At 44.0% G+C, this 13192-nt stretch carries 13 protein-coding genes; 5 read left to right on the top strand and 8 right to left on the bottom strand.

What is annotated here, in order from left to right:
- The first annotated feature begins 45 nt into the window (after positions 1–45).
- The 3 genes from OCU48_RS08135 to OCU48_RS08125 all read left to right on the top strand — a co-directional run bounded on the left by OCU48_RS08135 (position 46) and on the right by OCU48_RS08125 (position 1815).
- Positions 46–786: an ABC transporter permease gene (locus OCU48_RS08135; RefSeq protein WP_141344103.1), complete on the top strand. Its 741-nt coding sequence runs from the start codon at positions 46–48 to the stop codon at positions 784–786.
- 3 nt (positions 787–789) lie between these two features.
- On the top strand, positions 790–1473 hold the full coding sequence (locus tag OCU48_RS08130) for an ABC transporter permease (protein WP_141344102.1): 684 nt from the start codon (positions 790–792) through the stop codon (positions 1471–1473).
- A gap of 189 nt (positions 1474–1662) precedes the next feature.
- Positions 1663–1815, top strand: a complete 153-nt coding sequence (locus OCU48_RS08125; RefSeq protein ID WP_167496149.1) for a hypothetical protein — start codon at positions 1663–1665, stop codon at positions 1813–1815.
- Between the two features lie 51 nt (positions 1816–1866).
- Here OCU48_RS08125 and xthA read toward each other — a convergent pair whose 3' ends face one another.
- From xthA to dinG, 5 genes are read right to left on the bottom strand one after another with little or no spacing between them, the layout of a single operon-like run.
- Positions 1867–2673, bottom strand: coding sequence for an exodeoxyribonuclease III (gene xthA, locus OCU48_RS08120; RefSeq protein WP_141344101.1), 807 nt, complete (start codon positions 2671–2673; stop codon positions 1867–1869).
- A gap of 42 nt (positions 2674–2715) precedes the next feature.
- Complete coding sequence (gene rsmS / locus OCU48_RS08115; protein ID WP_141344100.1) at positions 2716–2880, bottom strand: pleiotropic regulatory protein RsmS; 165 nt, start codon at positions 2878–2880, stop codon at positions 2716–2718.
- Positions 2880–3428: a primosomal replication protein gene (locus OCU48_RS08110; RefSeq protein ID WP_141344099.1), complete on the bottom strand. Its 549-nt coding sequence runs from the start codon at positions 3426–3428 to the stop codon at positions 2880–2882. Before OCU48_RS08110 ends, rsmS begins: the two co-directional genes overlap by 1 nt.
- 9 nt (positions 3429–3437) lie before the next feature.
- Positions 3438–4217 (bottom strand): sulfite exporter TauE/SafE family protein, encoded by a 780-nt coding sequence (locus OCU48_RS08105; protein ID WP_141344098.1) that lies wholly within the window; start codon positions 4215–4217, stop codon positions 3438–3440.
- 17 nt (positions 4218–4234) lie between these two features.
- Positions 4235–6304: an ATP-dependent DNA helicase DinG gene (gene dinG / locus OCU48_RS08100; protein WP_141344097.1), complete on the bottom strand. Its 2070-nt coding sequence runs from the start codon at positions 6302–6304 to the stop codon at positions 4235–4237.
- A 534-nt stretch (positions 6305–6838) separates the two neighbouring features.
- Here dinG and OCU48_RS08095 point away from each other — a divergent pair.
- Positions 6839–7864, top strand: coding sequence for a porin (locus tag OCU48_RS08095; RefSeq protein WP_141344096.1), 1026 nt, complete (start codon positions 6839–6841; stop codon positions 7862–7864).
- A gap of 320 nt (positions 7865–8184) precedes the next feature.
- Entirely contained in the window at positions 8185–9633 is a 1449-nt protein-coding gene (glgA, locus tag OCU48_RS08090) for a glycogen synthase GlgA (protein ID WP_141344095.1), read from the top strand.
- 275 nt (positions 9634–9908) lie between these two features.
- Here glgA and purB read toward each other — a convergent pair whose 3' ends face one another.
- The 3 genes from purB to mnmA form a co-directional block, all read right to left on the bottom strand.
- The gene (gene purB / locus OCU48_RS08085) at positions 9909–11279 is read right to left on the bottom strand and encodes an adenylosuccinate lyase (protein WP_141344094.1); all 1371 of its coding nucleotides are present in this window, start codon (positions 11277–11279) and stop codon (positions 9909–9911) included.
- A 141-nt stretch (positions 11280–11420) separates the two neighbouring features.
- Positions 11421–12038: a high frequency lysogenization protein HflD gene (hflD, locus tag OCU48_RS08080; RefSeq protein ID WP_141344093.1), complete on the bottom strand. Its 618-nt coding sequence runs from the start codon at positions 12036–12038 to the stop codon at positions 11421–11423.
- Between the two features lie 17 nt (positions 12039–12055).
- The gene (gene mnmA / locus OCU48_RS08075; protein WP_141344092.1) at positions 12056–13186 is read right to left on the bottom strand and encodes a tRNA 2-thiouridine(34) synthase MnmA; all 1131 of its coding nucleotides are present in this window, start codon (positions 13184–13186) and stop codon (positions 12056–12058) included.
- Positions 13187–13192: the final 6 nt, after the last annotated feature.

The raw sequence follows: 13192 nt of genomic DNA, 5'->3' as shown, positions 1-13192 counted from the left end.
TCAACAAGGACGCCAACATAGCCGTAATAGTGTTGGAAGATAATTATGTTAGATTTACAGGGATATGAAGCCTCGATTCTCAGTGGAGCGTGGCTGACATTACAGGTAGCGGTGCTGTCACTGCTTTTAGCTGTCATCCTCGGCATGTTAGGCGCATTAGCAAAACTATCGTCTAACCGTGTGGCTCGAGGAGTTGCAACTCTTTATACCACCATTATTCGTGGTATCCCGGACTTAGTTCTTATGATGCTGATCTTCTTCGGAGGCCAGATCTTACTCAATAACAGCTTGTACGGAATTAATGAGTGGTTAAATAACTACTTTACGTCTAGCGATCCTGGCCATGAGTGGACCACATACGTTCCAGATTATATTGATGTTAGCCCATTCGTGGCTGGCATTCTTACCATAGGATTTATTTTCGGTGCATACATGGCCGAGACTTTCCGCGGCGCAATCTTAGCGGTAGACGCAGGAGAGTTAGAAGCGGGAAAGGCTTACGGTATGAGCCCAGTACTTGCTTTTAGACGCATCCTTTTACCACAGATGATCCGACATGCACTGCCTGGCTTTGGCAACAACTGGTTGGTACTGCTAAAAACCACCGCGTTAGTGTCCATTATCGGTTTAGAAGATATGGTACGTGTAAGCGCAATGGCAGCTGGAACAACAAAAATGCCATTCACTTTTTACATGGCGGTTTCGATCATTTTCTTATTGTTTACTGCGGTATCGACTGGCTTACTAAAGCTTGTTGAACGTAAATTCAGTATCCAAGCGAGGTAGATCATGGACTTTTCAATCATCCTCGACAGCTTTGATGTCTATCTGGAAGGTTTATACACCACCGTCTGGTTAGTCGGCTTAGCGCTTATTATTGGCTTGTGTATTGCCATTCCATTGGCGATAGCACGTAATAGCAAAAATTGGCTATTGATTGCGCCAACGTGGTCATTTATCTATTTCTTCCGCGGTACACCATTGCTGGTGCAGCTGTATCTGATTTATTACGGCATGGATCAATTCTACCCAGTAAAAGATACTATGTGGGAGAATGCGTGGTTTTGTGCTTTGGTCGCCTTTATCCTGAATACTTCAGCGTACACCTCTGAAATCATTCGTGGTGCAATAAATGGCTTACCTAAGGGTGAGGTAGAAGCAGCAAAGGCGTATGGCATGAGTCCGTTTGCTACTTATCGTCGCGTCATTTTGCCAAGTGCTCTTCGACGTGCGTTACCGGCATACAGTAATGAAGTCATTTTCATGTTGCATGGTTCGGCTGTGGCAGGCATCGTCACTATACTCGACTTAACGGGCGCTGCACGTCTGGTAAACTCTCGTTATTATGCACCGTTTGAATCCTTTTTAGCGGCAGGCATGTTCTACATGTGTTTGACCTTCATTATCTTGTTTGTATTCAAACATGCCGAGAAACGATTCTTAGCTTATCTAAGACCTTTAGAGTCAAAATAAACGACCGTTAAAATGAAGCCGGCTTATGTCGGCTTTTTTATCTGCGCTATTAACTTACTGTGACTAGTCTTTACCTCGATAAAATTTCTTCATCCTTACGATAACTAACTTGATTAGTTAATCCTATGGCTATCTGATTCAATACGACCCAAGAACATTATCTGTTCTACTTATCAATTGGGTGTATAAATGTTCAATATTGAAGATGTGGTTGTAGCAAATAAAGGCATTGATTTAGGGCAAATGGTAGTTACAGGTTTGAGTGCTGGTGGTTACTATGTTCACGTTTTAGTGGATGGAATGGTGCTTACTTATCCAGCGCGTGATTTAAGAAAAGCATAATGTGAAAAAGGTAGCCTTAAGGCTACCTTTTTATTGTCAATTCGTTTGTAGCTATTTAAACGTCGCCCAAATAGGCGCGTGGTCAGAGGGTTTCTCGATGCCACGCAATTCGTAATCTACTTCCGATTCCACACACTTTGCAGCAAGTGCAGGTGTTGCCAATACGACATCAATACGTAAGCCTCGGTTATCAGGGAAGCCTTTTGAGCGATAGTCGAACCAAGAAAAACGGTCGTTAATTTCTGGCTGCAACTTGCGGAACGTATCCTCGAAGCCCCAATCCATTAAGGTTTTTAACCACTCTCGCTCTTCTGGCTGAAAAGAGCATTTTCCGGTCTTGAGCCAGCGTTTACGATTAGGTTCACCAATGCCAATGTCCGCATCGATAGGGCTGATATTAATGTCTCCCATCACGATTAACTGCTCATCACTTGTGTGGTGATCATTTAGATAGGTCATTAGGTCTTTATAGAACTGGCGCTTATAAGGGTACTTAGTTTCGTGGGCGATATTGTCGCCTTGTGGGAAGTAGCCGTTGAGAACTGTCACCGGTTGACCGTGTTCATCTTCGACAGTCACCATGATCATGCGCTTTTGATGTTCATCATTATCCGTTGGGAAGCCTTTTTGTACTGAAATAGGCTCTTTCTTACAAAGCATGGCTACACCATAATGGGCTTTTTGCCCGTGGTGATAGACTTTATATCCCATAGCTTCAACATCTTCGATAGGGAAAGCTTCGTCGTGAACTTTGATTTCTTGTAATCCGATAACGTCTGGTTGATGTTTATCTATGATGGCTTGCAGTTGATGAAGACGAGCACGAAGGCCGTTTATATTGAAACTAATTACTTTCATTATTCAATTCCGTTGATTGAGCAGAGTTAGGGCCAATAAGCCTTAGTCTTGTTGCTTCTTTTTACTGATAAGATCGCTTTTAACAATCTCTAGGGCAGAGAGTGCAGTATCGATATCAACCTTGTTTGATTCAAAGAGATAAATAAGGTCGACGGCGAGCTTTATATCATCTGGTGCATTATCTAAGGGTGATTTAGGCTCACTCATTATTGATGTTGCTCCCTAAAGGTTATCTGTTTTTCGATTTTGATAATGGCATCTTTACAACGTTGCAGACGCTGCTCCGCAGTAATTAACGCTTTTTGTGCGTGGCTTTGATTAAAACCTACCGCCGTGTCTAGCGCGCGCTGCTTGTCCATCACCATCTCCATGAGTTGGCGTTCCCATTCTTTGTGTTTAGCGAGATCTTGATAGATCGCGTTGATAGGTTTTCGGTAATAGCTTTTATGTTTAGGCTCATTCTTTCGAAAATAAGCAGTGGAAAGCTCGCGTGTTATAGCGCTTATCTGTGCTAGTAGTCGTTCCGTTAAATACTCGGCGCGCTCCGCAGTCAGCAAACCATGCTGCTTTTCGCGGTTGATGGCTTCGTAGGTATTGGTGGCTTCTTTTACACAAGGTAGCAATATTTTTGCACGGCAATTAAACAAACTGCTGTCAAACAATGGCAAATGATGCTCGCCACGTTGCTTATCTAGTTGCTCTGCGCTGTACGCCATTTGTGTTAGCTTTTCTTTTATCTGTGAAAATTGACTCATCAAAGTTCCTTACAAAGTGACGAACCAAGCGTCATAAGCAAGCTTAGCAGCGAGAATAGTCACTACAGTGACAAACACTGGGCGGATGAATTTCGCGCCAAATCGAATCGCAGAATGCGCACCAAAATAAGCCCCAAGCATTAGGCAGAAGCCCATAGTGAGACCTAATAGCCAATCGATATGCCCTAAAATGGCAAAGGTAATTAAGGAGGTGAAATTACTGGTGAAGTTCATTGCCTTCGCAAGACCTGACGCGAGCAGTATATTTAGGCGATAGAGCGCCATACTGCTTACGGTCCAAAACGCGCCGGTTCCAGGGCCTGCAACACCATCATAAAAACCGAGACTAAAACCTTGCGTGACTTGGGTAATGTTGTGCTTTCTACCCGGCTCTGGCATCAGGTTTTTATTAGCATCGGGGGTTTTATGGATGATGGTATAAAGAGCTGCCGCCAAGATGACCAAAGGAAGTACCTTTTCTAACCACTGCGTAGAAATCGAATCTACGAACAGGGTGCCACACGTTGCGCCAATTAAAGTGGCAATGAACGTAGGCAACCATAACCTTGGTTTAAACAGTTTCTTTTTGTAATAGGTAAACGCCGCAGTGGAAGAGGCAAATGAGGCGGCTAATTTATTGGTACCCAAAGCAATGTGAGGAGGTAAGCCAATAGAAAGCAACGCTGGGACAGTCAGCATTCCACCGCCGCCAGCCACCGCATCAATAAAGCCTGCTACAAAGGCAACGAGCGCCAAAATGAGCAGCATACTTGGTTCTATGTATTCCATTGAGTAGTGAATTAATCCTAATCGATGCGACGTTTAAAAGGTGGTAAAGAGTCTAATAGTGCTTTGCCGTAGCGCTTGGTCACAATACGGCGGTCGAAGATGATTACTCTACCAGAATCTTGTTCCTTACGCAGTAATCTCCCTACAGATTGGATAAGCTTTTTGCTCGCCTCTGGGACTGCAATTTGCATGAATGGGTTACCACCACGGCTTTCTATATATTCTGCATGAGCTTCTTCGACAGGAGAGGTTGGCACAGCAAATGGGATCTTGGTGATCACAAGGTTTTCTAATAGGTTCCCTGGCAAATCTAAACCCTCCGAAAAGCTACCAGTGCCAAATAATATGCTGGTTTTGCCTTTTTTTATGGCGGATTTATGATTTTTTATGATTTCAATGCGAGAACTGTCACCTTGAACCTGCAGTTGCCAGCCTTTTTTGGTCAGATCCTTTTGCATTGCATCGGCTACTTGATTCATCTGCCAGTATGAAGCAAACAAAACAAGATTTGCCTTATCCGGTACCAACCAATTAATCAGCTCCTCGCTTAGATAGTCGGTAAATTGCGGTACTTGAGGCTCATACTTTGTTTTAGGCACTATTAATTCAGCATTGTTTTGATAGTCGAACGGCGAGGCTAGGGCTAAAAATTGCGTTCCTTCCTCTTTATCATAACTAACGCCACTTTGTTGGCAGAAGAACTGGAACGAGTTAAGTGCTCTTAGTGTGGCCGAGGTTAATACTGCGCCAACACATTTGCTCCAAAGCTTCTGATCGAGAGACCAACCCACCTCTAAAGGTGAAACACTGACGATGAAGTCTAGCTCTCGCTCTGGGTTAGTTTCTATCCAGCGAGCGAGGGGAGCACCTTTATCTCGTGATGGTTCAGCCATTAATTGCCAAACCTTGGCGAGGTTTTCGAGACGCTGCAAAAAGAAACCAGCTTCAGCCAATGCAGGTTCTGCCAAGCGAGGGGAAACCTCTCCGTCTTTAACGCGTTCACTAATAAGGTCTGTTATCTTGGCCAGAGCTTGTGCTGCTTTATTGCAGACTGTTTTTAGCTCTTTACTTTGCTCTACTAGCCAATGAGGCAATTCGCCATGCTCAAATCTCAATCTATTTTCTTTAAAGCCTGCAGGGTCGAGCTGACGTGCAACATTGTTAAGGCTTGGGATAATCTCGGAGATAGAGTTTTGTAACTCAGTAAGAAAGCGATCGACTCGTTTAGCATCACCGAGAGAGGATATCTTGCTACTGCTTTTATTTAGGGTTTCTAGCCATGCCGCTGCGCCTTTTAAGCTCGCGGAAGCAGAAGAATGATCTCGAGCCACTTTTGGTAAATGGTGCGCCTCATCGAACACATAGATGGTATTTTCCGGTTCGGAAAGAATAACGCCACCGCCTAAGTCTAAATCAGCCATAACCAAGCTGTGGTTAGCAATCACTACATCGGCTTTATCTAGCTCTGAGCGTGCCTTTTGGAAGGGGCAGCTTCTATGAGCAGGAAGCCCGTTATTGCAGCTGTGCTTGTCACTAACGATGCTTTGCCACACCTCATCCTTAATAGGCTTCGGCCAAGAGTCTCGATCACCATCCCATTTATTCTCGGACAATGCTTTGTGCATTCTCTCCAGTAAATCGATGTCTGACTTTTTCGGTTTTGATTCGAACATCGCAATCTGAGAATCATCGGCGCCGGTGGCGGCTGCGAGTTTTTCGGCGCAGCAATAGCGCTGCCTTCCCTTAGCCAATATAAAAGAGAACTCAAAATCCACGAGGCGACGATATAGAGGAAGGTCTTTATTGATCAACTGTTCTTGCAGGGCGACAGTGGCAGTCGAAATCACCACCTTTCGGCTATTAAACTTTGCAACTGGAATTGCTGCCATCAAATAGGCCAATGACTTACCAATGCCTGTTCCAGCTTCTGCCACGATCAAGCGATTTGACTTATGGTAATCACCGCACAAGGTCTTGGTAATCTCGGCGACAAGGTAATTTTGGGCACGACGAGGAATAAAGTTATCCAGCTGATGATGCAGGTTTTTATAGCTGTGGCGTATCGCGTCTTGGATTTTTCTATTCATTTCTTTTCAAACAGTTAGATGCTTCGTTCATGATAACACACCTAATCAGCACAAAGAGTTTCTCGGAAAATCTTATTAATCTAAAGTTTTTTGTGATCACCCTCTCATAATGCTCATTGCGCTCTCTAAGTCACTGAAACTTCTCTATCAATCCATTGTCGCGAGCACTTGGTTAATTATTTTAAAAGTGCTTTTAGAATGTTGAGTGTCAATAAATTAAATCCTAAATGTTAAATTAAAATCAGTGAATAACTCTGCATAATCGCCACTTTGCAAAACTGTTAATTGGTGGTGAAATTCCTGTAAAAAGTGTGATCTGCGCATTTGAATCTCAATAAGTTATTGATATTAATCGTTTTTTATATCTTTATTTGTAAATTTTAGATGGTTTGACACTGCTTTATAAAAATTGCAATGTATCACCAACCTCAGGAGAACGTAGATGTAGAAGCATTTTCGCCTGATGATTATAAAAATAAAACTATTTCAGAACCGACATAGGGTTCGAGTTAAAAGAAAAGGACGTAAATTAACATGAAAAAGACACTATTAGCGCTAGCAGTAGCATCTGTAGCTGCAACTTCTGTAAACGCAGCAGAAATCTACAAGTCAGAAGACGGTTCAGTTGAGTTTTATGGTCAACTACGTCAAGAACTTAAATTTCTAGACAATAACGACCATGATGCAACATTGAGTTCTGGTTCGTCTCGTACAGGTGTTAAAGGTCAATACGCAATCTCAGATAGCGTAGACGTATTAGGCCTTGTTGAGCTAGGTATTCGCGACAACACTGACGTGAATGTTCGTCAGCACTATGTTGGTTTCGCTGGTGACTTCGGTACAATCAAATTTGGTAAGCAGTGGACGACTTCGGATGACGTGTACGGCGCTGATTACTCTTACTTCTTCGGTGGTTCAGCACTTCGTTACTCAACGCTTAACGGTGCTCAACACGAATCTCAAATCAAATACACTATCGACTTCGACAACCTTTGGGTTAAAGCAGGTTGGGGTCTAAACGATTCTGACACTGAAAACGATCTATATGAACTATACGTTGGTGGTAACGTTGGTGACTTAGCTCTACATGGTGGTGTAGGTTACACTGGTGAAACAGCGGGCACTGCGACTGGTGGCTTTGAGCTAGAAAACACATACGCAGAGTTCACAGCAGAATACGGTATCGGTGCTCATCTAATTGGTTTCACTTACTACTGGGCTGAACTAGCTAATCAAAATGGTTCAGAGAAGATTGATGAAAACGGTATCTCGATTGCTGGTATTTTCCAAATGATGGAAAAAACTGCGCTTTACGGTGGTTACGAATACACAAAGCAAGACGCTAGCGGATTCGCATTTGGTAACGGTGATGAAGACGGTACGGTTATTTATGTTGGTGTAGAGCATAAGTTTAACTCTTGGGCGCGTGTATATGGTGAATACGGCTACGGTGACGGTACAACTCTAGGCTACAACAACCAAGGTTCTGACTCTCAGGTTGATCCCCAAATGGCAGATGCTGAAAGCAACTTCGCAGTTGGTGCACGTTTCTACTGGTAATATCTAGTTAAAATAGATTATTCAATGCCCAGCCCCAGTGCTGGGCATTTTTGTATCTGAAACAACAGATTCAAGATGTAAATTCCTACTTTATCTTTTTTGATATTCGGCTTAGTTTAACAAAATCAGATGGTTATGGTTTTATCATGGCTTTTGGGGTACCAACGGTGTGAACACAGAGTGTGTATGAGACCCTAGTCCCCTGACACTAGCGCAATCGTTTGTTTTTTATGTTAATATTGCGCAGAAATGACGCGAGTCAAATCTATCAAAAACAGAAGCTGTCAACAGCTCTAATGAAAAACAGGATTTCCCCAAAAATGTCACAATTAAAAGTTTGGTTTACAGTTTCCGAAGCTGAAGGACTAGTGAAAAGCGGAGGTTTAGCTGACGTTGGTAAGGCGTTACCTAAAGCGATGCAAAACCTTGGCACTAACATTGCGATCGCAATTCCAGGCTATACAAAGTTACCTAACTTTGAGCAAAGCCCAGTTGTTCTATCTACTACTTTAGACCATCACCCCCACACTCCGTATCAAGTTCGTAAGTTAGAGCTTGATGGTGTACCGGTATACGCATTCGAATGTGCGCAATACTTTGATCGCCCAGAACTTTATGCTGAGCGCAACCAAGCATACGCGGATAACGGCGAACGTTTCGCTTTCTTTGCTGCTGCAAGTTTGGATGCACTGCCAAAGCTTAACTTTAAGCCGGATGTAGTTCATGCGAATGATTGGCACACTGGCTTGGTGCCTTTCTTGTTGAAGACTCGATTTGCAAATAACGACTTCTATAAAGATATCAAAAGCGCACTGACCATTCACAATGCACTGTTTAAGGGTATCTACCCATACAATGAAGTGAGCATCATTCCAGAGCTAACTCAAGTAGAAGCAAGCACTGTGAACTATGGTCATGACTGCATCAGTATGCTTCGCGCTGGCATCCAGTACGCGGATAAACTGAACGCAGTAAGCCCTAACTACGCTGAAGAGCTAAAAACACCGCTGGGCTCTCATGGTCTGGTCAATGACTTTGTTTCTCGCTCTGTGGATTTCTCAGGCATTGTTAATGGCTGTGATTACAGCGAGTGGGATCCAGCGACGGATAAATACCTAGTTAAGAAGTTCAAGCCAACTAAAGCGAGCTTTAAAGCAGGAAAATCAGCAAACAAAACAGCGCTTCAGCAAGAATTTAATTTGCCTGTCGCTAAGCTGCCTATGTTTGGCATGGTGTGTCGTCTGACCCATCAAAAAGGTTTCCACTATATCTTGCCGATCCTAGACCGTTTCTTGAAGAACGATGTACAGCTCGTGATCATTGGCACAGGTGATCCTGATATAGCCGCGCAATTGCGTGAAGTATCAGAGCAATACGGCGATAAGTTTGCCTTTGTCGAAGCTTACGATAACCGTCTGGCTCACCTTGTAGAAGCAGGCTCAGATTTCTTCCTAATGCCTTCAGAATTTGAAGCGTGTGGTTTGAATCAGCTTTACTCTATGGCTTACGGCACTCTTCCAATCGTTCGTGATGTAGGTGGCTTGAAAGATACTGTGAATGATTATGATACAGACCCAAGCGTGGGTACTGGTTTCTCATTCCACGACCCAATCCCAGACGAGTTACTGGTATGCATGCAACGAGCGTTGATTTTATATCTTCAGCAACCAACAGAGTTTGCTGAAGTTCAGCTTCGTGCGATGAAGCAAGACTTTGGCTGGAACGTAGCAGCAGAGAAGTACCTAGAGATGTTTAAGAGCGCGATGTAGGGCAGAGCCAACGAACTCAAATTGAGTTCGAGGTTAATATAACGCACCGTCGTCATCCTAGAAAGTTCGAAGAACTTATCTAGGACCTTGGAGGGTGCGTTAGCTCGATATTGGTACTCTCTAAGATCCTGACTTTCGTCAGGATGACGAGCATAAAAAAAGCCTGAATCTTTCGATTCAGGCTTTTTAATATCTAGCTTGTAGCTTGTAGCTTGTAGCTTGTAGCTTGTAGCTTGTAGCTTGTAGCTTGTAGCTTGTAGCTTGTAGCTTGTAGCTTATAGCTTATCAGTCAACTCAATCGCTTGACCGATGTAGTTCGCTGGAGTCATTTCTTTCAGGCGAGCTTTCTCGTCTTCTGGAAGCTCAAGGCCATCGATGAAGTTGCGCATAGCTTCGCCATCAACACGTTTACCGCGTGTTAGCTCTTTTAGCTTCTCGTAAGGTTTCTCGATGCCGTAGCGACGCATTACTGTTTGTACTGGTTCAGCCAATACTTCCCAGTTTTGGTCTAGTTCTTTAAGTAACGCTTCACGGTTCACTTCTAGCTTGCTAATACCTTTAAGAGTCGAAGTATAAGCAATGATTGCGTAGCCTACACCGACACCAAGGTTACGAAGAACCGTTGAGTCAGTCAGGTCACGCTGCCAGCGAGAGATAGGCAGTTTCTGTGCTAAGTGACCGAATATAGCGTTAGCTAGACCTAGGTTACCTTCAGAGTTTTCAAAATCGATTGGGTTTACTTTATGCGGCATGGTTGAAGAACCAATCTCGCCAGCAATCGTTTTTTGTTTGAAGTGACCTAATGCGATGTAACCCCAAATATCACGATCGAAGTCGATCAAGATAGTGTTGAAACGCGCAACCGCGTCAAAAAGCTCAGCGATGTAATCGTGTGGCTCGATTTGAGTGGTGTAAGGGTTCCAAGTTACGCCAAGAGATTCAGTGATGAACTCTTCAGCAAACTGGTGCCAGTTTACTTCAGGGTAAGCGGATAGGTGAGCGTTGTAGTTACCTACTGCACCGTTAACTTTACCTAGAATCTCAACACTTTCGATCTGCTTGTATTGACGTTCCATACGGTACACCACGTTTGCCATTTCTTTACCCATCGTTGATGGAGAAGCAGGCTGGCCGTGCGTACGAGATAGAAGTGGAATGTCACGGTACTCGACAGAAAGTGCTTTTAGAGCATCAATGATGTTCTTGATTTCTGGAAGAATCACAGTTTCACGCGCTTCTTTAAGCATTAGCGCGTGAGAAGTGTTGTTGATGTCTTCTGAAGTACATGCAAAGTGGATGAACTCGTTAACCGCGTGAAGCTCTGGTACGCCAGCAACTTTCTCTTTTAGGAAGTACTCAACCGCTTTTACGTCGTGGTTAGTCGTGCGCTCAATGTCTTTGATACGTTGTGCGTCTTCTTCACTGAAGTTAGCCGCTACGTTATCAAGAAATTGGTTTGCTTCAGCGCTAAACGCCGGTACTTCTGCGATTGCATCTGTTGCTGCAAGCTTTTGTAGCCAGCGGATTTCAACGATAGTGCGGTACTTTAGGAGGCCATACTCACTAAAGATGCTACGAAGTGCAGTGGTTTTGCTACCGTAACGGCCGTCTACTGGTGAAACAGCAGTCAATGCTGACAGTTCCATGTTGTTCTCCCGAGTTGAGTTTCTTAAATTTTGTGAGGTTTATACCAGTAACAAGAGTAATTGTCACTAGTGTTGCGCAAACGATTGCGTTAATTTTCTGTGCGCAAAAAAATTAGCTCGCGACAATGCGCGAGCCAATATTTAAATTCGTGCTAAAAGTATCTCAGCCTGTTCAATCATTTTCTTGCGGCCAAAGATTAAGTGACGGCGTTTACCACCGACCTGACGCCACAGTACGGCACTACGAATACCAGAGAGGAGTAGGGCTCGTACCTTGCTTTGTACTGAGGTTTGCTGAAGCATCGCTGGATTACCGGTTACTTGAATGCGAGGGCCAATAGGGCTGACCACATCAAGATAAACGCTAGCAAGGTTACTGATCATTTGCTCTTCAAACAGATCAAAATGCTCAGTTTGGCGTTCAATTTGCTGAAGGCGATCGCCCAGTTGTGCCATAGAGTCGCGGCGCTGGCTTAACTTGCGTTCAAGTGCCATTAAGCTGATCACGTAGCGAGTTAATTCATTGCCCGTCGCTGAACTATCAATGCCTCGAGATAGGCACTCAAGACCAATTTTAAGGTCACGTTCATTACCAAAGACGCTAATAGTATCAGCAGGATTGGTATTGATAATTGCGGCAACTGAGGTTTCAAACGCGGCAGAATTACAATGTCCGTCTTTTGCCACTTGTTGAACTAAAGCGACAGCCTGGCAAATGCCAGCAAAAGCAATGGTACGGTCATAATTGGTATTTGCCACGTAAGAACTCCTTTGTATTAAGCTTTGATTCGTTTTTCGATGATTCCGCCACCCAAGCATACTTCGTCTTTATAGAAGACCGCAGATTGACCAGGGGTAACGGCGACTTGTGGTTCGTCGAAGATCACTTTGATGTTCTCGTCGTCCACGGGAATAATGGTACATGGAATATCGGTTTGGCGATATCTTGTTTTCACTGTGCAAGTCATTGGCTCACGAATAGGATTACGGTCGACCCAGTGTAATTGAGCCGCAAGCAAGCCTTCAGACTTAAGTAATGGATGATCTGCACCTTGAACCGCAATCAATACGTTGCGCTTCAAGTCTTTTTCCGCAACATACCATGGGTCTTCGTTACCACCGCCACCTTTTTGGCCACCAATATGTAGGCCTTTACGTTGACCAAGGGTGTGGTACATCAAGCCCATATGCTCGCCAATTTCTTGACCTTCAGGGGTTTCAATTTTACCCGGTTGAGCAGGCAAATAGCGAGAAAGAAAATCTGTAAACTTGCGCTCACCGATAAAACAAATACCCGTTGAGTCTTTTTTCTTCGCTGTGATTAAGCCTTGCTCTTCAGCAATGCGGCGAACTTCTGGCTTTTCGATATCGCCCACAGGGAATAAGCTACGGCCGACTTGTTCATGGCTTAGCGTGTACAAGAAGTAGCTTTGATCTTTATTGCCATCTAGACCGCGAAGCATGCGAGGCTTTTCACCTGCAGCAATTTCTTCTGCACTAGGGAATGTACGGCGTACGTAGTGACCCATTGCGATGTAATCGGCGTCCAGAACTTCGTCAGCGAATTCTAAAAAGGCTTTGAATTTGATTTCTTTGTTGCAAAGGATATCAGGGTTTGGCGTACGACCTGCTTTGTACTCCTGGAGGAAGTACTCAAATACGTTGTCCCAATATTCTGCAGCAAAATTTATCGTGTGCAAATGAATGCCCAGCTTGTCACAGACCGCTTGCGCATCGGCAAGGTCTTCTGCAGCTGTACAATACTCTTCGTTGTCGTCTTCTTCCCAGTTCTTCATAAACAGGCCTTCAACTTGATAGCCTTGTTGTTGAAGCAGGTACGCAGAGACCGAGGAATCAACCCCACCGGACATGCCGACGATGACTTTCTTTTGGCTGTTGTCAGACATTCAAAA

This window comes from Vibrio inusitatus (assembly GCA_024346935.1).
Classification (GTDB): Bacteria; Pseudomonadota; Gammaproteobacteria; order Enterobacterales; family Vibrionaceae; genus Vibrio; species Vibrio inusitatus.
The sequence above is the reverse complement of the archived record's forward strand: the minus strand, read 5'-3'. Positions and strand labels throughout refer to the sequence as shown.

Excerpts from the sequence above, each read along its gene's own strand:
- OCU48_RS08135 (WP_141344103.1), top strand. The coding sequence starts at position 46 with ATGTTAGATTTACAGGGATATGAAGCCTCGATTCTCAGTGGAGCGTGG.
- OCU48_RS08130 (WP_141344102.1), top strand. The coding sequence starts at position 790 with ATGGACTTTTCAATCATCCTCGACAGCTTTGATGTCTATCTGGAAGGT.
- OCU48_RS08125 (WP_167496149.1), top strand. The coding sequence starts at position 1,663 with ATGTTCAATATTGAAGATGTGGTTGTAGCAAATAAAGGCATTGATTTA.
- xthA (WP_141344101.1), bottom strand. The coding sequence starts at position 2,673 with ATGAAAGTAATTAGTTTCAATATAAACGGCCTTCGTGCTCGTCTTCAT.
- rsmS (WP_141344100.1), bottom strand. The coding sequence starts at position 2,880 with ATGAGTGAGCCTAAATCACCCTTAGATAATGCACCAGATGATATAAAG.
- OCU48_RS08110 (WP_141344099.1), bottom strand. The coding sequence starts at position 3,428 with ATGAGTCAATTTTCACAGATAAAAGAAAAGCTAACACAAATGGCGTAC.
- OCU48_RS08105 (WP_141344098.1), bottom strand. The coding sequence starts at position 4,217 with ATGGAATACATAGAACCAAGTATGCTGCTCATTTTGGCGCTCGTTGCC.
- dinG (WP_141344097.1), bottom strand. The coding sequence starts at position 6,304 with ATGAATAGAAAAATCCAAGACGCGATACGCCACAGCTATAAAAACCTG.
- OCU48_RS08095 (WP_141344096.1), top strand. The coding sequence starts at position 6,839 with ATGAAAAAGACACTATTAGCGCTAGCAGTAGCATCTGTAGCTGCAACT.
- glgA (WP_141344095.1), top strand. The coding sequence starts at position 8,185 with ATGTCACAATTAAAAGTTTGGTTTACAGTTTCCGAAGCTGAAGGACTA.
- purB (WP_141344094.1), bottom strand. The coding sequence starts at position 11,279 with ATGGAACTGTCAGCATTGACTGCTGTTTCACCAGTAGACGGCCGTTAC.
- mnmA (WP_141344092.1), bottom strand. The coding sequence starts at position 13,186 with ATGTCTGACAACAGCCAAAAGAAAGTCATCGTCGGCATGTCCGGTGGG.